The following is a 21,287-nucleotide window of genomic DNA, read 5'->3' as shown; positions in this document are numbered from 1 at the left end:
ACTGCCACTGCCGCCAACCAGAGTGTCATTGCCACCCGCTCCAAAAACCGTATTGGCTGCGCTGTTTCCTGTAATGTGATCGCCTAAATTGCCACCGATCGCCTTTTCGATCACGGTTCCCCGCGCAATCCCCAGGATGTTTGTCAGCGCCCCGACGTCAGAAAAGTGCTCAGCGCGCATGTCTAGGCGCAATGAATGGGAAACACCCGCGAAGCTGATCGTATCCACCCCGTCACGGTCATAGATAGTAGCTGTCATTGCATTTGTACTGCCGGATCCAGAAGTCAGTGCGGCAAACACATCGTCCAAATAATTCCCAACCGTTGAGCCCACTCCGTAGGTTGTGTTGCCACTGGTCACAGAGCTTGCAGTTGGAGCGCCGTATAGATTTTGAATGGCGATAATATCCACCATCATCGGGCTAGCCACATAGGCGAAGCTCGAGTTCGTGGATGTGTTTTCTGTTTGATTGAAATAGGACATGACGGAGAGCTGCCAGCTGTCATTGGCAAACAGCTCATCGCTGCCATATGAGGCCGAGCCGTTGTAATTTCCCTGATGCGCCAAGCCGATGGCATGCCCGATTTCATGGATATAGGTGGCGAAGGAATAGGAATCCATATTGGTTCCGTAGGTGGACAACCAGCCCTTTCCAACGTTTAAGTCATCGCTGCCAAATGGCGTGGTATTTGGCGCATAGGCCCAAGCTCTGTTCGAATCCTCATCGTCGAACACGATACTCGCACCAAAATTGACCTCAACAAAGTCCAGGTTGGCAACCATTTCCCAGGCTTCCATCGCCCAACGAGCCAGCTGCTTGCCCTCAGCGGTCAAATCACTCAAATCAACTGTGATCTGGTTGGAACCCGAAGTGTTGAATTTATACTGCTGACCACCCCACCCACCGTTGGTCAGCTGGTAAGCCATCTCATCCAATGTACCATCCTGAGGCGGGGCTGCATCTTGAATCGACAAAGCGTAGCTACCGCCATCGCCAAAGCCGGTAAATTGTCCGTAATCAAAAATGGCGACCCTATAGTAGCCACTTGCAGAGGCCGTCAGGGAGTAGCTTGCATCATTGCCGGGACCGTCATCAAAATCGAGTCCCAAGTAGTTCCCATTCCGATCATAAACCTCCAAGGCCGGGTCCGAGACAGTACCTCCGCCGGAGCTAACTCCTCCCAGATTGATTTCAACGCGCTGCCCTTGGGACAAATAAACCCTGACAACATCTACCTGATCAGTACTGGAAAGGCTCCCGCTGAACGTGTCTCCGCTAAACATTGTGTAGGTCGAACTTGTCAGATCGTTGGCCGCATCACTGGTTTCAAAAACCGCCGCACTGAGCTGCGAGTTGTCGATCGCATCGACATCCTGCACCATGGGGAAATGCACTTCAATCAAACCGTCCGGGAGATTTTTGAGGTCATTTAACAAAGTAGAATGGCGGAGCGGATCAAAAACCCCAGTCTGGGTACAAAGTTGACACATAAATAACCTCAAAAAATTTGGAGAACGGTTGAAGAAATCCCTAAAGCACGGGCCACTATAATGTGTGAAAAGACTGTTTTCAACGCCGTCCGGTTGCAAACCCTAAGAAAAGGTTAAGACGCCTTCCGCCCCCGCTCCAAGAGATGTTTGCGCCATAAGAAAATTGGAACGCCCAAGGAGATGCAACTCAGGTCAGACCAGTTCCACCTGCACAGTCTTGCCCAAAGCAACAAACGTCAAACGGTCACCTGGAGATACGGAAACAGCCGGGCTTAGCCCCCCAGAGGCGATCCACTGCCCTGGCCTCAGAACGTAGCCGTGAGTTTTTGCGAGCTGCACAAACTCACGTGCAGCACCCAGTGGACCGCCGATGATGTTTCGACTTCCCCCAACTATCGGCTCCCCACAGTTGTGGCGAAACTCAGATTCAAAATCCGTTAAAAACCACTCTTCCGCAAAAGGCTGAACCGCGCCAATCCACAGAGCGCCCGCCCCGGCCCTATCAGCGATCTGGCCCGTCAATTCCCCCTTTGCAACCCCCGGAAGTACAGAGGCCGGAACCTCAAAACCGAGGCCAACCCTATCAAACAGACGATCTGGTGTCACAGCTTCAAGATCGCCAAGCCGCAACATCACCTCGGGTTCGGCAAGTGGAGCATACAGCCCAGCTAGCGAGATCTCGGCCGTCTCCACCAACAATTCGGAGGCCGTCAGCGGACCAAAAAACACCTCGGAATTGTTAAAAACAGCGCGCGACCAAGGATTGGCGCCCCCAATTTTCCAAGCGGCGGCATGGGATACCTGGGGAGTAAGCCACGCATAGGCCTCGGACGTAGATTTCGGAAGATCAGTCAGGGAAATTTCCGCCTCACGCCCCTGCTCCCTTGCAGCCTTAAGTTCACCAAGTAGCTCTACCATGGCCAATCTCCCCTTATAGCAAACTTCATCGAAAAGAATTTGCGCACTCTAGACCAGCTTGCCGGCAGTGGAAACGGACAAGATCCATAACCTGAAGCAAAAAAGAGAAAAAAAAGACGGGCCAACGAACGGAAGGCAGCATGGATACGGCTTGCACTACCCCAACTCCAGCCATAAAGTGCCGCGAGAATTGGGTATAGATCCTCATCTTTTGGCCTCCACTTTCAACTCTACATACAGCAACCAAATAGAGCTTCAAAATGACACTAAAAGCAGCCATTATTGGCTATGGGAAAATGGGGCGCATTCGGCATGATGCGATGATGCGCCACGGTGGATTTGAAGTGGTCGTCGCCTGCGATACTGCCATTGACCCAAACGCGACGATCCCAATGACCACCGATCCGCTCGCAGTGTATGACTACAACCCGGATGTTATCATTTGTAGCGTTCCAAATATGATGATTCCAGATGTGGTCTGCGAAGCTCTTGCTCGTGGCAAACATGTGTTTTCTGAGAAGCCCCCCGGACGCAATTCCAGCGATGTACGTAGAATGCAAAACGCTGAATCCGCTCATGCTGGTCAAGTGTTGAAGTTTGGCTTCAATCACCGGGTACATGACGCCATTGAAGAGGCAAAAAAGGTCATCGACGTCGGCACGATGGGCGATCTTTACTTCATGCGAGGTGTCTATGGCAAAGCCGGTGGAGAAAACTATGCGCAAAATTGGCGCAACGACCCGGCGCTGTCCGGTGGGGGCATTTTGATCGATCAGGGCATTCATATGCTAGATCTTTTTCAGATGTTTGCGGGGCGCTTTACCAGTGTGCAAAGCTTTGTCCAACGCAAGTTCTGGACCGAGGTTCCCGTGGAAGACAATGCCTTTGCGCTTATGAAAAATGCAGATGGCGTTGTCGCGTCGGTGCATTCCTCCGCCACGCAATGGCAGCATACGTTCCGGCTTGAACTCTACCTGCGCAATGGCCTCATTTCGATTGACGGAATTCTGTCCGCGTCAGGAAGTTATGGTGCCGAGGTTCTGACCATGGCCTTGAACCGTCCCGACCGTGACGGCAACCCTTCGCCCAACCCCGAGAGCCAGGAAATTCGCTTTACCGAGGATAAATCCTGGGACAAGGAAGTGGCAGAGTTTTACGATGCAATTGCACATGGCAAACCATTGCGCTGTGGAACATCACAGCAAGCGCTGGATGTCATGCTGTTGGTTGAGGCAATCTATGCGGCCGACCCGGAATGGAATGCCCAACTAAAGGCCGATGCCCAGATCAAGGCCATTTAGGATTACGAAGATGCAGACTCCAGTTTTTATCGACCAACTACCAGATGTTTCCGCTGTGGTAAGTCACAAATCCGGGCAATACCGACACCAGCGCAATAAGGCCTTGCTGGACCTTCTATTGAAGGATCACAGCGACTGGCAAACTCGCAGCGCTTGTCCTGCTTGCGGTCAAGAGCGCGGCAAAAGTCGCAGCTTTAGCCATACATTTATGGACTTTCAGCGGTGCTCCAATTGCAACTCCATCTATGCCGCCGATGTGCCCCCCCAGGTTGTTTTAGATAACCTCCGCCTGGAACAGATCAACGCCACTGAGCCAGGCAAAGACCGTGAGTTTGAGTTCATCTCGCTCTTGAATTGGATCAGTCTGACAGAAGCCCGCCTGGAGCGTTCTCTAGACAGCGTTCTGGATGTGCGCTTCTGCACACAAGCGCCAGATTGGCAGGATACGGTCCAACGGCAAAGCCGCAATCGCAGCTGGCATTTTCTGCCACTTACGCCCGATGATGGCACATTCGCCAGCCTGAAAGCAAAGCTGCGCGAAACCAATCCTAAGGCCGTTTTGGTTCCGGCAGAAATGGACCGCACCGCGGACCCTGCCATGCTGTTGCAGGTCATCCGCGAAAACTCCCCGGCGGGAACGATCGTTTTTGTCACTTCGTCCTGCGCCGATGGCTTGGAATATGAGATCCTTGGAGCGGATTCGCCCAGTTTTATCCCTCTAGATCGGCTCACCATTTTTTCCATTTGCGGTTTCAAAACCTTAGCCGAAAAGTCAGGCTACGAAATCCTGGAAACCTCCACTCCCGGGCGGTTCGATGCGGTAATCTTGGAGCGTTACTTCAAAAGTGCAGATAACGCAGACATTCCGTTTTGGTCGGGATTTTTCCGTGAAGCTGATAAAAATCGCCTGCATGATTTGCAGATCCTGCTACAACGCAGTCTAAAATCAGGTGTTCTGCGCTTTCTTCTCGAAACATAACTGGATTTATTATGCCCGATCTATTCCCCGCCGCCCCATTTGATAACTGCGCCAACTTTGCTTCGGACTATTTTGCCACCCTGGCAAAGGCGGCCCAAGCCTGCGATCTTAGCGCGCTCGACAAAATTGCTGCGCTGGTGAAAAAAACCATCGAAAATGGCAACTTCATCTATATCTGCGGCAATGGCGGCTCTGCAGGCATTGCCAATCATTCACTATGCGATTTCCTCAAATGTGTGCGCACCGACACAGGCCTTTTACCAAGGGTGATGTCTCTGGCGGCCCATACCGAAATGAATTCTGCCCTGGCCAATGATATTTCCTATGACGAGGTCTTTGCCTATCAGCTAGAATCAATGGCCCGCCCCGGGGATCTGGTTTGGACCGTAAGCTCTTCCGGCGATTCCGGGAATGTGGTCCGCGCGCTAGAGGTAGCGCGTGAAAAGGGCCTGGCTTCCGTTTCATTCACAGGGTTTTCCGGCGGCCGTTCCCGCCGACTGGCGGATTTGAACGCCCATGTAGATGCGCAGAACTACGGCGTGGTCGAAGACATTCACATGGCCTTCATTCACATCCTCACCCAGTATCTCCGCATGAGTCACATGGACCAGAGCTTGATAGGTCAACGGAAGTTCTAGCGTGGCTGATCTAACTGGATTGCACGCGGAGCTTTGTGCGCTCTTGCCAAAGGTTGCAGAGCAAATCTTCACTGGCCGCTTTTCGACAGTTGAAAAGGGGCAGGACGGCCTCGACCTGGTGACTTCCGTAGATTTTGCGGCACAGGCTGCCTTGGAAGAGGCCCTGCCTAGGCTGTTACCAGGCTCGCAGGTTGTTGGTGAAGAAGGCTTTGCGGAAGCAACTGGATCCGCCCCCTTTTGGTTGGTGGACCCCCTCGATGGCACGGTGAACTTCGTCGCCGGGCTGCCATCCTATGCGATCGCCGTAGTTCTGGTCGAATCCGGTACGCCCGTTCTTGCTGCGGTATATGACGTGCCGCACAAACGCACCTACTCTGCCGTACTTGGCGGCGGGGCATTTCTGGATGGAACCCCGCTTGTGCCTCGGCCTCGTGTCGCCAAACTGGCTGTGGCCAGCTCAGGCCTGTTGCGTGATTTGACCGAACAAAGCCCGCAAACGCTGGGCAAGCTGCTGCAGGACTTCAAGCTTCGCAATTTTGGCAGCCAGGCGCTGCATCTGTGCTATGCCGCTGCGGGAAATCTTAGTCTTGTCGCCAGCCGCGAAGCCAAAGGTTGGGATGATATGGCCGGGGCACTGATTGCCCGTGAGGCCGGGCTCACTTATGGAGCCTATCATCTTCCTGCCCAGGGTCGGCCAAAAATCAACGCGGATCAGTTCAGCCTCTGCGCCCCCGCTCCCCTATTTGAGAACTACGCTCCGCTTCTGGCGCTGTCACAGCCTTAAGCTGTTGACTGACACAGAAACATCCGGCCACACAACACAAAGGATCACCCCCATGAAGACCATTGCCATGATCCCTGCCCGCATGGGCAGTCAGCGCCTCAAAAAGAAAAACCTCGCGCCGCTGGCAGGCCAGCCTTTGATCACGCATGCTATTGAGAAGTGTAAAGCCTCCGGGCTTTTTGACGAGATCTACATCAATTCCGAAAACACTGAATTTGGCCAATTTGCAGAGCAATACGGCGTGAAGTTTTATCAGCGTCCTGAAGAATTGGGCAATTCCGTCGCCACCTCTGAGCAATTTGTTTATGATTTCCTGAAGAATGTAGACTGTGACAGGCTGGTACAGGTGCATTCCATTGCGCCTCTGCTGACAGCAGAAGAAGTGAAATCCTTCACCGAGGCTTTTGTGGCTTCGGATGCAGAGGTGATGCTATCCTGCATCGAGGACCAGATCGAAGTGGCCTATCAGGATCAGCCTGTGAACTTCACCTTTGCAGAGAAAACCAACTCGCAAGATCTAAAGCCCACGCAGCGGGTCACCTGGTCCATCACCGGATGGCAGGCCAAGCCCTATCTCGAGGCCGTTGAAGCAGGCCGTATCGGCACCTACAATGGCAAAATCGCCTTTTACCCCGTAGACGCGATTTCCGGACATGTCATCAAGACGCAGCAGGATCTCGATATTGCCGAGGCCCTGCTCAAAATTCTGGACAAAAAGTAAGCCACTGCACAGCAGGGAAGAGGAAGTGATCATGAAGGTCCTAGTCTCCAATATTATGATGATAAACGAGCGGGAGCGCTTTGATGGGATCCTACGGGATCACGGGTTGGACCCGATTTGGCCAGAGGTGAACCAGTTCATGGATGAGGCACAATGCCTGTCTTTGGCTGGAAACTTTGACGGCTGGCTGGCTGGGGACGACCAAATCACCGAACAGGTGCTGAAGGCCTGTCTGCCGCGCCTCAAGGTGATTTCCAAATGGGGCACTGGCGTCGATTCAATCGACCTTGAGGCTGCCAAGACGCTCCGCTTACCTGTTTGCAATTCTCCGGGCGCTTTTCGCGATGCCGTCAGCGAATACGCCATGGGGTTACTCTTGACAGCCACGCGCCGACTGGCACGAACCGACCGCATGATACGCCAGGGAGAATGGCCAAAGGGGCGCTATCCAGGGTTGAGCGGCAAGACCATGGGTGTGATCGGCTATGGCGCTATCGGCCAGGGCGTTGGTCAACGCGCGCGGGGTTTCAATATGGAAATCATCGCGCATGACCCCTTCATGCAGATCGCACCAGATGGCGCAGCATTGGTCTCCTTTGAAGATTTGCTTTCCCAGGCCGATGTGATCTGCCTGTGCTGTAACCAGACAGACGAAAACTACCACCTCCTCAATGCGGCTGCATTTGAACAAGCCCGAGATGGGGTTATCGTGGTCAATGTCGCACGGGGTGGCCTGATTGAAGAGCAGGCTTTGGTGGCCGGGCTCACATCTGGAAAGGTCGCCGCTGCCGCACTAGATGTATTTGAAAATGAACCGTTGCCAATGGACCACCCTCTGTTGTCATTTGAGAATGTGGCTGTTTCAAGCCACAACGCCAACAGCACGATCGAGGCCATCGAGTTTGTCCATGAAAACACGCTTGAAAACCTGTTCAAACATCTCGCGGAGTGAGTCAAATGTCGCCCCTCGGCGCGCGGTTTCAAAGGTTTGACCCCCAAGCTGGCCAGCGGAGCGAAAACATTTTCGATCCTGGCCTATGGAGCCGCGCAACTGGGCTGTTTGGTTTCAGTGCTGAACTCCGGGTTACCAGCGGCAGCGTAGAAGTCAGCTTTGAAGCTTTAGAAACGGGCCAGGAATCGGCGAGATTACGCGCCTGTGACACAGAGCACGCGCCGCAGTACCTGAAGTTTAGCTCTTCAGATACTGCTGTTCTGCCCGTCATTGTGAACACCACAAAGGATGCCCGCTACCAGCTAACATTTGGCACGCTGCAAGAGGCAAGAATCCCGGACACACGCGTTGCTTTCTTGATCCAAGGCGCCTCGGCCGAAGTCATCACGCGTGTATCTAACCTGTACCAAGGGTTTACTGACCTCGAGTCAGATCAAAACGCAGGGGCGGACAGTCGGCTCTTCTTTGACACAGGTCGGCTCAATCCCCGACCGCTTCGCAACCGTGTCTCTGTAGAAGGCGTGCATGTGCTGGCAGGGAGCCGCGGGAGCTTTCCACGCCGAGCTGCTTATGAAGTTTCTTATGGGCGCCTCACCAGTCAAGAATGCACCCATCTCTGCATTCTTGAGGCAGATCACGATCCTCTTCCTGACCTTTTCCTCCGCGCCCTGATGCTATCTCGCTTCATGCCGCGGGATCGCTTTTTTCACCATCCGGGCATGTCATCTTCCTGGCCAGCCGCGCTGTTTGATTTGCGATGTATTTACGAGGTGGGATTGCCGCGCGCGGACTTGCGAGACTATCTTTACCGGTTAGTACAAGACGGGACCCGACGCTCTGTCACCCCGGAGACACTACAGGAAACACCTGCTTCTCTCCGCCCCCCCCTGTCAAAACGAATCCGGCAACATCTCAGCGTTCCGCACCCTCGCTCTCCCAATGGCAGGCTTTCAAGATTGCAGCGAGATCTGTTTGAGTGTCGGCGGCAACAGGCCCACTCAAACCGAATGATGCTGTCTCTATTGAAAAACCGCCATAAAGGAAAGCGCGCTGTGGTCATTGGGAATGGTCCAAGCCTTGAGATTGCAGATTTGGACCGGCTCAAGACTGAGGTAACCTTTGCCTCCAACAAGATCTACCTAGCCTATGGTCAAACAAAGTGGCGTCCAACCTACTATTCTGTCGAGGACAGTTTAGTGATTCAAAACAACCAAAGAGCCATCGCGGATTTGGATGGCAGCATCAAGATTTTTCCGGATACGGTTCGGGCTTTTGGATTTACCGATGGCAAGGCCATTTATCCCAGGCTGCTGCCCCCCAAATCATTTCAAGAGCCTTTGGCTGATCCAGATTTCCCTGGGTTCAGCGATGATCTGTGCCAGGGGCTTTGCTGGGGATCAACAATTACCTATAGCCAAATTCAGATGGCCATCCATATGGGCTGCAACGAGATCATTCTTATCGGCGTGGATCACTCCTATACCCTACCGAAGATCAAGGAAGGAAACATTTACCACTACGAAGGAGAGCAGAACCATTTTCATCCTGAGTATCGAACTGCTGGAGAGAAATGGCATCAACCCAACCTGGAAGTACTGGAAGTGTCCTACCGCAAAGCACGCGACTTCTGCGCTGCGCGGGACATCAGGATCTTGAATGCCTCGCGCAAAACCTGCCTTGATGTTTTTGAACGGTCTGATTTTGACACCCTGTTTCCGCCAAAGGAAAAACGTGATGACACCCAGCATTTTTGACAGCCGAAGCTGCACCCTAGGTGAAGGACCATTGTGGCATCCGCTGCGCCAGCAACTGTTCTGGTTTGACATCATGGGGTCCCGACTGATGTCGCGACACCAGGATCAAGCACTGGACTGGCAGTTTGGCCGCCATGTCAGTGCAGCGGGTTGGCTGGACAGGGAGCATCTACTGATTGCCAGCGAAACCGGGCTCAGTCGTTTCAACCTGTCCAACAGGCAAGACGAAATGCTCTGCCCAATTGAGGCAGATCGTACCACAACGCGATCAAACGATGGTCGAGCCGACCCCTGGGGGGGGTTCTGGGTCGGCACAATGGGCAAGGGCGGGGAATTCGAACAAGGCACCCTGTATCGCTGGTTCAATGGCGAACTGCGTATCTTGCAAGAGGGGCTAACCACACCCAACTCGATCTGTTTCGACAAGGCTAGGAACTGCGCCTATTACAGCGATACCAAGACCCGGCTCATCTGGAGGCAGCCCCTAGATCCAAACAAAGGCTGGCCTATCGGAGAACGCAGTATTTTTCTGGACCTGACAGCCCAAGCAGACCAAATGGAATACAAACCGGACGGTGCAGTGATTGACGCCGAGGGTTGCCTGTGGAGCGCGCAATGGGGGGCGGCCCGAGTAGCACGGTATTCCCCGAACGGGGATTTTCTAAGGGCAATCGATTTGCCAACCGGGCACACCTCTTGCCCCGCATTTGGCAGCGCGACTTTGGACATACTTTTTATCACGACTGCGACCCAGAAACTGCCCGATGACGCGACCTCTTGGCGACAAACAGCAGGCCAAACCTTTGCTGTGAAAACCAACGTGCAGGGCGTTGCGGAACCACAGGTCTTAGCCTGAAAGCAACCGGCCGACATCGCCACTCTGTCTGGCGGCCCTCAAAATCTCAAACAAAGAATGCCCTCATGATCAATCTGCAGAACATTGTCGGCCCGGAACAAGATATCTGTTCCGAGGAGGAACTGTATTATCAGGGAGGTGACGGTGTTGCATTTTGTGAAAAAACCAATAGTTTTCAGATGGATATGGGGGCAACTCTCAGTTTTGAGACCTATTTCAACCTTTTCAACCTCGGCCGCTGGAAGTCCGGCTGCGAGCTGTCCGATTTGAGTTTCGAGATAGTCGGAAGAGGCAGGTTCCATCTGAAGATCATTTTGAACAAACCCGGTGCCACCGCCGCAACGGTTCTGGAGAAAAAACTCACACTCGCTCTCAACCAAACGCAACTTTTCAACCTTTCAGATGTTGCCCAGCACGAAGAAACTGGGCTTCTGCATCTGGAGCTCCAAGCTTTGGACGCAAAAGCGGTTTTTTTGCGCGGGCGCTTTGTCAGTTCGACCCGCGTGACGCAGCTCCCCCAATTGGCGATCAGCATCACAACCTTCCTCCGAGAAATCGAGGTACAAAAGACAGTACAGCGATTGGAGCGATTTCTGGAGCATTTTGAATTCGCCAAAAACATCCAGGTGCAGGTGGTCGACAACGGCCACACAGTCCAGATCCCCCCCAGCGACCAGACAGCTGTTTACCTCAACAGAAACCTAGGCGGCGCTGGCGGGTTTTCCCGTGGGTTGTTGGAGGCTGAGGCCGCAGGATCTACCCATTGTCTGTTTATGGATGATGACGCGACATTTCACATGGAGAACATTGTCCGGACATATGCCTTCTTGGCCCTCGCAAAAGACTCATCAACGGCTTTGGCAGGCGCGATGATCAATACTACGAACAAATGGGCGATGTGGGAAAATGGCGCCTATTTTGATGGCGCCTGTAGCCCCTTGCACTCTGGCACTGATCTGCGCTCTCGTCTTGAAGTTGCCCAGATGGAGCTCTTCCCCGATCAGGATCACAAGACACTCTACGGGGGTTGGTGGTTTTTTGCCTTCCCAATCCGCGAGGTGAAACACTATCCCTTTCCGTTCTTTGTCAGAGGGGATGACGTCGGCTTTTCTCTTGCCAATGACTTTCGAATTTTCACTTTGAACGGTGTTGTGTCTTTTCAGGAAGATTTCAGCGAAAAAGAAAGCCCTCTAACGCTATACTTAGATCTACGCAATCACCTGATGCATCATCTCGTCTTTGACGATCTGGCACGCAATAGATTTGGGTTTTCCAAGATAATCTTGCATTTTCTAGCGCGATCACTTCTCCGCTTTCATTACAGCAGCGCACGGGCGCAGCTCCTGGCCTGTCGCGACATCCTACAGGGGCCTGGTTTCTTTGACGACCATCTCGACATGACCCTTAGACGCGCTCAAATCAAAGAGCTATCTCGGGATGAAGACTGGCAAGCGCCAAGCCAGGTCGATCAATTTGAACATCCGGGCGTTTTCAGCCGTCTGCCGGAAAGAGTGCTTTTCTATCTTGGTCTCCTAACCCTCAACGGCCACATTATTCCGTTTTGGTCATCGCTGGCAGGTCAGAGAAGGGTTGGTATTCAGGACAGGGGGACCATCCCCCAAGCCTTTGGATACCAAAAGATTATCTATTTCAACGCCGCAGAAACCAAAGGCTATACAGTTGCGCAGTCGAAGCTACGCTTTGTGAGAATTGCCTGGCAAACAAGCAAAGTGCTGATGCGCTTTTTCCAGAGATATAGAGGACTGAAGGCCTCCTACCGGTCTGACTATGGCAGGATGACAAGCAAACACTATTGGCAGAAGGTCCTTCAAAAGTCTTGAAAAAGAAGCTCAGTAAAACCTCATTGCGTCACTTTAGGGTGCGCTGGTGCAGATCAATAGCTTCTTCAAGATCATCATAGTAGTCCAGCCGCCCCTGATCCAAAACAATACCTGCATCACAATACTGTCGGACCTGCCCCATTTCGTGGCTGACCAAAATTGCACTCGAAACACGCATGCGTTCTTCAAAAACCGCACGGCTTTTGCGCCGAAAAGCGGCATCTCCTACGGCAGTGACCTCATCCACGAGATAGGTATCAAAAGGAATGCCCATCGAAGTGCCAAAGGTCAGCCGTGACCGCATCCCCGAGGAATAGGTCCGAACCGGCATTGCAAAATGTTTTCCCAGTTCAGAGAAGTCTTGCACAAAGTCCAGAAGCTCGTCGGTATCAACTCCATAGACACGCGCGAGGAAGGCCACGTTTTGTGCGCCCGTTAGATCACCGTGAAACGAGCCCCCAAACCCGACAGGCCAGGAAATGGAGCCGTCACTTATGACGCGCCCATGATCTGGTCGCATACTCCCCGCAACAATCTGCAACAGGGTGGACTTTCCTGCTCCGTTCCGCCCCAGGAGCGCCAGGGATTTTCCAGTTGGCAAAGTAATATTTAGGTTGTCGATGACAATCTTACGTTCGTCTTTTACCCAAAACCCTTTGGTCAGGTCTTCAAACTTAATCACAGCCCTCTCTCCTGTCTTACCCGCGATCTCGGACGCTGTAATAGATCAGCACCAAGGTCGACCACAGAAGCAACAGCAACAGAGCTGTGAGGCCCAACAAAACGAAACGGCGGGGGTATTCCGATTTCTCGGCTTTGGTGGGCTGGATATAGACGGCAAGATAGCGGCTTTGACGCGCAGCTTTTGCTTTCGCCACGTCCAAGGCAGCCAATGCAACGCGGTATGTCTCTTCAGCAAATTGCTGATCGATCATCAAGCTCTCGTATTCCGCCAACAAAAGCGGGTAGTCCTCGCCAACCGCACCGGTGGTGGTCCGGGCCGAAGCATAGGTCTGACCTTCGCTCGCGATACGTTGCCGGATCACTTCAATGCGCCGTTGGAATTTTTCGATACGTGGGTCACTCGCATTGACCGTTTCGCTCAACATGTCATGTTCGATAAGTGTCTGCGCCAATTGTTGCTGCAGGTTTTGCAGCACGCCCATACGGGCTTGAATATCTGCAGCCGGATCTAGAATCTGTGTACGCGTTCGAAATCCGGTCAGTGCTTCCCGAGCAGCCTTAAGGCGCACGAGGTTAACTTCCAATTCATCGCGGGCATATCGCGTCGCATCTTCTCGCGCCTGAATGCTCAAATCATTGATAAGAGACTGGCTCAACTTAACGATTTCAGTTGCGATATCTTGGGCGGTCTGCGGATCAAAGGCTAATACCTGAACCTCAATCAACCCGCTAGACTTATCATAAGACAAATTGACAAAACGCTGCCAGAACCAATTCAATTCTTCCGAGGTTGCATCGGGCCAGATGGAAAATAGAAAATCACTGGGCCAATTTGAGCTATAGTGGTTTCGGATATCGAGCTTACTCTCGACTTCAGACACAATTTCCTGGCTCTGGATGTACTCAAACAGGATATCCGCATCCATCGCACCTCCGCTACTACCCGCCAGCTGCATCAGGCCGCCAAAGACCTCCGACGCACCGCCCCCTTCTTCCGAACGTACGGTAAACCCTGTGGTTGACGCATATTGGTCAGCCGCCAAAATCCAAAGATACAGGGAAAATATGATCAAAGGCGCCAAAACCAAGCCAAAAAAGCTGCCAACTCCGGCCCAATGGCGCCGTTTCATTCGGGCCGGGCTGGCCACCGCGCGGACAGTGTTTGCAGCAGTTGGTTTTTTGGTGGCAGTGGGCACTTCAACAGGAGTCGGCGCTTTTGCAGGGCTCTGAGGCGCACCTTCATTTGGCTTTGCTGGCAGCGGTTTTACTTTATTATCGGTCACGAAACTCGGCCCTTTAGAAATCAGTAGCAGCGTTCTACAAGCGACTGCATAACACGTCACTATAGGAACACTTAGCCAGATGACAGCCGATGCGCCACGTCAGGATCGCACTTCGACAGAAAAAACGAGCTACGTGCGCCGTTTCGCGACGACACGTACGATCATGGCTTTGTTGTTGCGAGAGATGACAACGCGATATGGGCGTTCCCCGGGTGGATATGTCTGGGCGCTGCTCGAACCCATTGGCGCCATTATGATTTTTGCAGTGGGTTTTTCCCTGCTGTTCAACACCCCGCCACTTGGAAGCAGCTTTATTCTATTCTTTGCCACTGGCTTCCTACCTTTCAACCTCTATCAGAATGTTTCGGTCATGGTCGCCAGGGCCCTGGTTTTTTCGCGCCCGCTGTTGTTTTACCCGGCCGTAACTTGGGTTGACGCAGTTATCGCTCGCTTCACGCTAAACGCCCTGACAGGCATTCTTGTCACCTTTATTTTGTTCTCTGGGATTATTCTGGCGACAGAAACGCGAACGGCTTTGAATCTGCTACCCATCATACAATCTGTGGCCCTCGCTCTCCTATTGGGTTTCGCCGTCGGTGTACTCAACTGCGCTCTCATGGGCTTGATACAGGTCTGGGATTTGCTTTGGTCGGTGGCAACGCGACCCTTGTTTCTTGCGTCTGGGGTGCTGTTTATTTTTGAGGACATGCCCCAGATGGCGCAGAGCGTTTTGTGGTATAATCCGCTTGTGCACATCCTGGGCATTATGCGACAGGGCTTCTTCCCCCTCTATGAAGCTCACTTTGTCAGTGTTCCCTATGTCTTGTTTTGCAGCCTAATTCCGATGTTCTTTGGCGTTCTTCTTCTCAGCCGTTACCATCGTGATATCCTGAACAAGTAGGGCGACCCACACCTAAGCTAGCTCAAACATTCCGTGTGCCTCTGGATTTGGTTGTTGTTCTACCAGAGCTTAGATCAATGGGTCATAGGACCATTGGAGAAGAGCTTGCCTCTGGCGCGGGCGGCAAAACACATCTGCGGGCTGGCAATTGGCTCGGACCTGCCCTGCGTGGCGCGCAAAGGCCCGCCAACGTTTGATCTGAATGTCATCGATCTCTCCGAGGCGTCGCCCGAGGTAGTATCGACAGAACCATTGGAACCAACCACGGGGATCACGTCCAAAAATCCACCCCTTTTGCTGCCATACCGTCAGGCTTTGGCGACTCTTGACCCCAAAATAGTTTATTGACGGGTCAGGCCTATTGCTAAATTTGGCTTCTTCAAACCAATCCAGCGGAAATTCGTTGGAACAATCCGTGCAGTATTTTCCTTCAAAGACACCCATCCTGAGCATCTCCTTTGGAGAGAAATACGGTTTAAATTTCGCACACTGAACATCACCAACCGGTGCGACCAGCTTATATTGGTAGCCCCTTTGCATTGTGTCGTCGACCGAGATGATATCGCCAATTTTCATCCTGTTTGGATGCCACAGTTTCCCTTTGTTGGGAATATAACTCTTATCCGAACCACTTCTCCCCGTCCCCCCGTTATGCGCAAAAGGCTGCAGCGCACCGTTCGACGCCGCCGGTGCCATAGCCGAGGCTTGTTGCAAGTCTTACCATTGCAAAGTCAATATTATTTCGTTATTTCATGAATTATGGAAAAATTGATTCCCCTCCGCCTGTCCATCCTTGGGCACCCCCAGCGCCTTGCGGTGTTCCGCTTGTTGATGCGCCGTTTCCCCGACCAGGTTCCTGCCGGGGAAATCAGCGCTGCGCTTGGCATCAAATCCAGCACATTATCGTCATATCTTTCTGCTTTGATGCAGGCGGATCTGGTGACCAAAACGCGGACAGGCACCTGGCTGCTTTACCAGGTCAATATGAACACGACACGCGAAACACTCGACTCATTGTATCTGGACTGCTGCCGTGGCCGCCCGGATTTATGCTCCTCCTATCAGCAGCCTGTTGCGCCAAAGGATCAACATATGACTGACCGGAAATACAACGTTCTCTTCATCTGCACGGGCAATTCCGCCCGCTCCATCTTTGCCGAGGCCATCCTGACCGCCAAGGGTCAGGACCGCTTCCGTGTCTTCTCTGCCGGGACACAGCCTCAATCCAGCCTCAACCCCATTGCGCTCGAGATGCTCAAGGCCAAAGGCCATGACATCAGCCCCCTGCGGGCCAAGAACGTCGAGGAATTTAAGGGAAAAGACGCCCCGGAGTTCGACTTTGTCTTTACCGTCTGTGACCAGGCCGCAAATGAGGAATGCCCAACCTGGGAAGGTCAGCCGATCAGCGCCCATTGGGGCATGCCAGATCCGGTCAAGGCCACCGGAACCGACGCCGAAAAAAGCCTTGCCTTTCAGCAAGCCTACGGGGTGCTGAACCACCGCCTGCAGGGGTTTGCCGCCCTTCCCATCGAACAATTGGATCGAATTTCTCTTCAAAGCGCCGTCGACGAAATCGCGCGCACATCCGGATAGGACAAAAATTATGACTGTTTATGCACTGAACGGCCTTGGCCGAATGGGCAAGCTCGCGCTGAAACCCCTGCTGGAAAGCGGGGCCAAGATCGCCTGGATCAACGATGCCGTGGGCACTCCCGAGATGCACGCCCATCTGCTGGAGTTTGACTCGATCCATGGGCGCTGGGATGCCGCCTTCAGCCATGACGACAGCTCCATCACAATTGATGGCACCCGCCTGCCAAGCTATCGCAGCTCTCGTCTTGAGGACCTGCCGCTTGAAGGTGTGGATGTGGTCATCGACTGCACCGGCGTGTTCAAGACGGAGGCCAAACTGGCCCCCTATTTTGAGGCTGGTGTGAAAAAGGTGGTGGTCTCGGCCCCGGTCAAGGATGGCGACGCTGCCAATATCGTGGTCGGCGTCAATGACGACATCTACCAGCCGGATCGCCACCGCATCGTCACCGCCGCCAGCTGTACCACCAATTGCCTGGCGCCTGTGGTCAAGGTGATTCATGAAAACCTTGGCATCAAACACGGATCAATCACCACCATCCATGACGTGACCAATACCCAGACCATCGTGGACCGACCTGCCAAGGATCTGCGCCGGGCGCGTTCGGCCCTGACCAATCTGATCCCCACCACCACTGGCAGCGCCACCGCAATCACGCTGATCTATCCCGAGCTCACCGGCAAACTGAACGGCCACGCCGTGCGGGTCCCGCTGCTGAATGCTTCGATCACGGATTGCGTCTTTGAGGTCGAGCGCGAAACCACTGCGGAAGAAGTCAACGCCCTGTTCAAAGCCGCCTCCGAGACAGGTCCGCTCAAAGGCATCCTCGGCTATGAGACCCGCCCGCTGGTCTCGGCCGATTACACCAATGATCAGCGCTCCAGCATCATTGATGCGCCCTCTACCATGGTTGTGAATGGCACCCAGGTGAAAATCTACGCCTGGTATGACAACGAAATGGGCTATGCTTATCGTCTGGTGGATGTGGCCCGCATGGTCGGAGATCAGCTGTGACACAGGCACCGGCACGAGGGCTGTCAGCCTATTTTGCCGTGACGGCGGCTTACTGGGCCTTCATGTTGACGGATGGCGCTCTCAGGATGCTGATCCTGCTGGATTTCCACGCCATGGGATTTTCGCCGGTGCAGCTGGCCTATCTCTTTGTGCTCTACGAGATCGCCGGCATGGTGACCAATCTCTCTGCGGGCTGGATTGCCGCCAGGTTTGGTCTGGCCTCAACCCTATATGCCGGGTTGTCGCTGCAGATTGTTGCCCTTCTGGCGCTGACCCAGCTCGACCCAAGCTGGCAGATCGCCACCACGGTTGTCTTTGTCATGCTGGTACAGGGTCTGTCCGGAGTGGCCAAGGACCTGGCCAAGATGTCGTCAAAATCGGCGGTCAAACTGCTGGCTCCTGCAACGGGCGACGGGCTGTTTCGCTGGGTGGCGGTTCTGACCGGCTCAAAGAACGCGATCAAAGGCATGGGCTTTCTTCTCGGCGCCGGCCTTTTGGCGAGCTTTGGCTTCATGACGGCCGTTCTGGGCATGGCGCTGATTTTAAGCCTGATCCTGATCACCGTGGTCGTCGCTATGCCGCCCGGCCTGCCAACCGGTCGCAAAGGCGCCAAGTTTTCCGAGGTGTTCTCCAAGTCGCGCAACGTGAACTGGCTGTCGGCGGCGCGGGTGTTTTTGTTTGGCGCCCGCGACATCTGGTTTGTGGTTGGCATCCCGATCTATTTCTATGCGGTGTTCTCGGACGGCAGTCATGAGGGCAATCGGGCGGCCTTTTTCTTGATCGGCAGTTTCATGGCCATCTGGACCATTCTTTACGGGATCGTTCAAGCCAGCGCACCGCGCATCCTAAAGGCCGCCTCTCGCTCCGAGGCTGAACTGATCGGCGCCGCACGCACATGGGCTCTGTTGCTTATGGGGGTGCCTGCTCTCCTGGCTCTGGCGGTGCTTTTTACCGATGGCCCTGCGCCCTGGCTCACGGCGACCCTGGTGGCGGGTTTATTAGGATTTGGCGCTATCTTTGCGGTGAATTCTTCGCTGCATTCCTACCTGATCCTGGCCTTCACTCAGGCCGAACGGGTGACGATGGATGTCGGGTTTTACTATATGGCCAATGCCGGCGGTCGCCTGATGGGAACCCTGCTGTCGGGTCTGACCTATCAGTTGGGCGGTTTGCCAGCCTGCCTAGCCACCGCCGCGACAATGGTCGCGCTCAGCGCGCTTGCGGCGGGCCAGCTGCGCCACAGGCCTGAGCCAACGATCAACCATGCCTGAAACGAGACGGGCGGGGCCATAACTGGCCTCGCCCCGATTTAGAGGACACTGACCCCGCGCAGGCCGCTACTTGCTGCGCAGGTCCGTCGCATCTTGCTGCAGGAACCAGTCATAGGTCTCGGAAATGCCCCGACCCAGTTCAATTCCGGCCCACCAGCCCAGACGCTCCAGACGTGAGACATCCATCAATTTGCGCGGGGTACCATCCGGTTTGCTTGGGTCTGTCAGAATTTCACCGGTAAAACCTGTGACCTGGGCCACCAGCTGCGCCAGTTCCAGGATCGAGATATCGCTGCCGCAGCCCACATTAATATGGCTCAGCGTCTCTTGCGTTTCGCTCTCATAAATTGCTTTGGGCAGCTCCAGCACAAACAGCGCCGCCGCGGCCATGTCATCCACGTGCAGGAATTCGCGCCGCGGCGATCCCGTACCCCAGATGGTGACACTGGCATCCCCATTCAGTTTTGCCAGGTGGAAACGGCGGATAAGTGCAGGCAAAACATGAGAGTTATCCGGATGAAAGTTGTCACCGGGCCCATAAAGATTGGTCGGCATCACCGAGCGATAATCAACGCCATATTGGCGGTTGTAGCTTTCACAGAGCTTGATGCCTGCGATCTTGGCAATGGCATAGGGCTCGTTGGTGGGTTCCAAAACCCCAGTGAGCAGCGCATCCTCTGCCATCGGTTGAGGCGCCAGTTTGGGATAGATGCAGGAGGATCCCAGCTGCAAAAGCTGCGTCACCCCAGCCTCATAGGCGGCGTGGATGACATTGCACTCCATCATCAGGTTTTCATAGATGAATTGCGCCGGGTAGCTGTTGTTTGCAACAATGCCGCCCACCTTGGCTGCCGCCAGGATGACCTGATCTGGGCGTTCCATCCCCAAGAAATCTTGCACCTGCGCCTGGTTGGTCAAGTCCAACTCGGCACTGGTGCGAGTGATCAGCGTCAGATCTTCACCGCCAGTGCGGCGCACCTGCAACTGGCGCAGGATTGCGCCCCCCACCATGCCGCGATGGCCGGCCACATAGATTTTCTTCGCCATCTTTCTAGCCTTCAGTGCTGACTGGCAGATCCATGCCATGGTCCTTGAGCAGGGCATGGCGGCGGGCGGTTTTCAGATCTTCCCGCACCATTTCCGCACACATCTCTTGCGTTGTGATTTCCGGTACCCAACCCAGTTTCTCTTTCGCCTTGGTCGGATCCCCCAGCAGGGTTTCGACCTCGGCCGGGCGGAAGTAGCGCGGGTCAATCCGCAGGATCACATCCCCGACCTTCAGCGCCGGAGCCATATCGCCCTCAATCGCAGCGATCGTGGCGATTTCATCAATGCCGGTCCCTGAGAACTCCAGGGTGATGCCCAGCTCGGCGGCAGACCAAGAGATGAACTGGCGCACCGAATACTGCACCCCCGTCGCGATGACAAAATCATCGGGCGCATCCTGTTGCAGCATCATCCACTGCATCCGCACATAGTCCTTGGCATGGCCCCAGTCGCGCAGCGCGTCGATGTTGCCCATGTACAGGCAGTCTTCCAATCCCTGGGCGATATTGGCCAAGCCACGGGTGATCTTGCGGGTGACAAAGGTCTCGCCGCGGCGCGGGCTCTCATGGTTGAACAGGATGCCGTTGCAGGCATACATGCCGTAGGCTTCGCGGTAGTTCACTGTGATCCAATAGGCATACATCTTGGCCACCGCATAGGGGCTGCGCGGATGGAAAGGAGTGGTCTCGCGCTGCGGGGTTTCCTGCACCAGGCCATAGAGCTCGGAAGTCGAGGCCTGATAAAACCGGGTCGTTTTCTCCAGCCCCAGAAAGCGGATCGCTTCGAGCAGGCGCAGGGTGCCCATCGCATCCACATCTGCAGTATATTCCGGGCTTTCAAAGCTCACCGCGACATGGGACTGAGCGCCGAGGTTATAGACTTCATCAGGCTCCACCTCTTGCAGGATGCGCGTGAGGTTGGAGCTGTCGGTCAGATCACCGTAATGCAGTTTGAAGCGCGCGTGATCCACATGGGGATCCTGATAGATATGGTCCACCCGCTGGGTGTTAAACGACGATGCGCGGCGCTTAATACCATGCACCTCATAGCCTTTTTCCAGCAAAAACTCCGCCAGATAGGATCCGTCCTGGCCGGTCACACCGGTAATAAGCGCTTTTTTCATCCGCAATCCCTTTCAACCTGCCACCTGCGCACGTGAATCCTTGCCGCGGGCGCACTGCACTTTGTAACGGGGTACGGCTCTGGCAGCCAGAGTGCAAGCCTTGAGCTGCCGCCTACGGCAGTGTCTGCCGCTTTCTCG

20 protein-coding genes are annotated in these 21,287 nt (G+C 54.2%); 13 read left to right on the top strand and 7 right to left on the bottom strand.

What is annotated here, in order from left to right:
- On the bottom strand, positions 1-1,491 hold a 1,491-nt coding region (locus tag AN476_RS14205; RefSeq protein ID WP_054462258.1), incomplete at its 3' end, for a M10 family metallopeptidase.
- A gap of 192 nt (positions 1,492-1,683) precedes the next feature.
- Positions 1,684-2,409: a hypothetical protein gene (locus tag AN476_RS14200; RefSeq protein ID WP_054462257.1), complete on the bottom strand. Its 726-nt coding sequence runs from the start codon at positions 2,407-2,409 to the stop codon at positions 1,684-1,686.
- A 260-nt stretch (positions 2,410-2,669) separates the two neighbouring features.
- Between AN476_RS14200 and AN476_RS14195 the strand changes: the two genes are divergently transcribed.
- The 9 genes from AN476_RS14195 (at position 2,670) to AN476_RS14155 (ending at position 12,235) form a co-directional block, all read left to right on the top strand.
- On the top strand, positions 2,670-3,710 hold the full coding sequence (locus AN476_RS14195) for a Gfo/Idh/MocA family protein (RefSeq protein ID WP_054462256.1): 1,041 nt from the start codon (positions 2,670-2,672) through the stop codon (positions 3,708-3,710).
- A gap of 10 nt (positions 3,711-3,720) precedes the next feature.
- Positions 3,721-4,689, top strand: coding sequence for a hypothetical protein (locus tag AN476_RS14190; protein ID WP_157063766.1), 969 nt, complete (start codon positions 3,721-3,723; stop codon positions 4,687-4,689).
- An 11-nt stretch (positions 4,690-4,700) separates the two neighbouring features.
- Positions 4,701-5,327 carry an SIS domain-containing protein gene (locus AN476_RS14185; protein ID WP_054462254.1) on the top strand — a complete coding sequence of 209 codons (627 nt, stop codon included), beginning with the start codon at positions 4,701-4,703 and terminating at the stop codon, positions 5,325-5,327.
- A 1-nt stretch (position 5,328) separates the two neighbouring features.
- Positions 5,329-6,111, top strand: coding sequence for an inositol monophosphatase (locus tag AN476_RS14180; RefSeq protein WP_054462253.1), 783 nt, complete (start codon positions 5,329-5,331; stop codon positions 6,109-6,111).
- Positions 6,112-6,163: 52 nt separating this feature from the next.
- On the top strand, positions 6,164-6,832 hold the full coding sequence (locus AN476_RS14175; protein WP_054462252.1) for a cytidylyltransferase domain-containing protein: 669 nt from the start codon (positions 6,164-6,166) through the stop codon (positions 6,830-6,832).
- Positions 6,833-6,863: 31 nt separating this feature from the next.
- Entirely contained in the window at positions 6,864-7,784 is a 921-nt protein-coding gene (locus AN476_RS14170) for a phosphoglycerate dehydrogenase (RefSeq protein ID WP_054462251.1), read from the top strand.
- Positions 7,785-7,789: 5 nt separating this feature from the next.
- Positions 7,790-9,538: a 6-hydroxymethylpterin diphosphokinase MptE-like protein gene (locus tag AN476_RS22455; protein WP_083464343.1), complete on the top strand. Its 1,749-nt coding sequence runs from the start codon at positions 7,790-7,792 to the stop codon at positions 9,536-9,538.
- On the top strand, positions 9,519-10,394 hold the full coding sequence (locus tag AN476_RS14160) for an SMP-30/gluconolactonase/LRE family protein (RefSeq protein WP_054462249.1): 876 nt from the start codon (positions 9,519-9,521) through the stop codon (positions 10,392-10,394). Before AN476_RS22455 ends, AN476_RS14160 begins: the two co-directional genes overlap by 20 nt.
- A gap of 65 nt (positions 10,395-10,459) precedes the next feature.
- Positions 10,460-12,235: a hypothetical protein gene (locus tag AN476_RS14155; RefSeq protein WP_054462248.1), complete on the top strand. Its 1,776-nt coding sequence runs from the start codon at positions 10,460-10,462 to the stop codon at positions 12,233-12,235.
- A 28-nt stretch (positions 12,236-12,263) separates the two neighbouring features.
- On the opposite strand, the gene AN476_RS14150 is transcribed toward AN476_RS14155, so the two are convergent.
- Both AN476_RS14150 and AN476_RS14145 read right to left on the bottom strand, forming a co-directional pair.
- Positions 12,264-12,917, bottom strand: a complete 654-nt coding sequence (locus AN476_RS14150) for an ABC transporter ATP-binding protein (protein ID WP_054462247.1) — start codon at positions 12,915-12,917, stop codon at positions 12,264-12,266.
- A 16-nt stretch (positions 12,918-12,933) separates the two neighbouring features.
- Entirely contained in the window at positions 12,934-13,845 is a 912-nt protein-coding gene (locus AN476_RS14145) for a sugar transporter (protein ID WP_172684833.1), read from the bottom strand.
- 436 nt (positions 13,846-14,281) lie between these two features.
- Here AN476_RS14145 and AN476_RS14140 point away from each other — a divergent pair, with 436 nt between their 5' ends.
- Complete coding sequence (locus tag AN476_RS14140; RefSeq protein WP_054462245.1) at positions 14,282-15,103, top strand: ABC transporter permease; 822 nt, start codon at positions 14,282-14,284, stop codon at positions 15,101-15,103.
- A 69-nt stretch (positions 15,104-15,172) separates the two neighbouring features.
- On the opposite strand, the gene AN476_RS14135 is transcribed toward AN476_RS14140, so the two are convergent.
- Positions 15,173-15,817 (bottom strand): hypothetical protein, encoded by a 645-nt coding sequence (locus AN476_RS14135; protein ID WP_253279904.1) that lies wholly within the window; start codon positions 15,815-15,817, stop codon positions 15,173-15,175.
- 45 nt (positions 15,818-15,862) lie between these two features.
- Between AN476_RS14135 and AN476_RS14130 the strand changes: the two genes are divergently transcribed.
- Genes AN476_RS14130 through arsJ form a run of 3 tightly spaced genes read left to right on the top strand, consistent with a single transcriptional unit; the run spans position 15,863 to position 18,979 of the window.
- On the top strand, positions 15,863-16,696 hold the full coding sequence (locus AN476_RS14130; protein ID WP_054462244.1) for an ArsR family transcriptional regulator: 834 nt from the start codon (positions 15,863-15,865) through the stop codon (positions 16,694-16,696).
- Positions 16,697-16,706: 10 nt separating this feature from the next.
- Positions 16,707-17,708: an ArsJ-associated glyceraldehyde-3-phosphate dehydrogenase gene (locus AN476_RS14125; protein WP_054462243.1), complete on the top strand. Its 1,002-nt coding sequence runs from the start codon at positions 16,707-16,709 to the stop codon at positions 17,706-17,708.
- On the top strand, positions 17,705-18,979 hold the full coding sequence (gene arsJ, locus AN476_RS14120) for an organoarsenical effux MFS transporter ArsJ (protein ID WP_054462242.1): 1,275 nt from the start codon (positions 17,705-17,707) through the stop codon (positions 18,977-18,979). The genes AN476_RS14125 and arsJ overlap by 4 nt, the downstream gene beginning before the upstream one ends.
- Positions 18,980-19,045: 66 nt before the next feature.
- Here the strand turns inward: arsJ and AN476_RS14115 are convergent, their stop codons facing one another.
- Together AN476_RS14115 and gmd are read right to left on the bottom strand one after the other, a co-directional pair.
- Positions 19,046-20,026: a GDP-L-fucose synthase gene (locus AN476_RS14115; RefSeq protein WP_054462241.1), complete on the bottom strand. Its 981-nt coding sequence runs from the start codon at positions 20,024-20,026 to the stop codon at positions 19,046-19,048.
- Positions 20,027-20,030: 4 nt separating this feature from the next.
- A complete protein-coding gene (gene gmd, locus AN476_RS14110) occupies positions 20,031-21,149 on the bottom strand; it encodes a GDP-mannose 4,6-dehydratase (RefSeq protein ID WP_054462240.1) in 1,119 nt (372 codons plus the stop codon).
- Positions 21,150-21,287: the final 138 nt, after the last annotated feature.

The organism is Phaeobacter sp. 11ANDIMAR09, from assembly GCF_001294455.1.
Lineage (GTDB): Bacteria > Pseudomonadota > Alphaproteobacteria > Rhodobacterales > Rhodobacteraceae > Pseudophaeobacter.
Note: the sequence above shows the minus strand (reverse complement) of the source record. Positions and strands in the feature narration are given on the sequence as shown.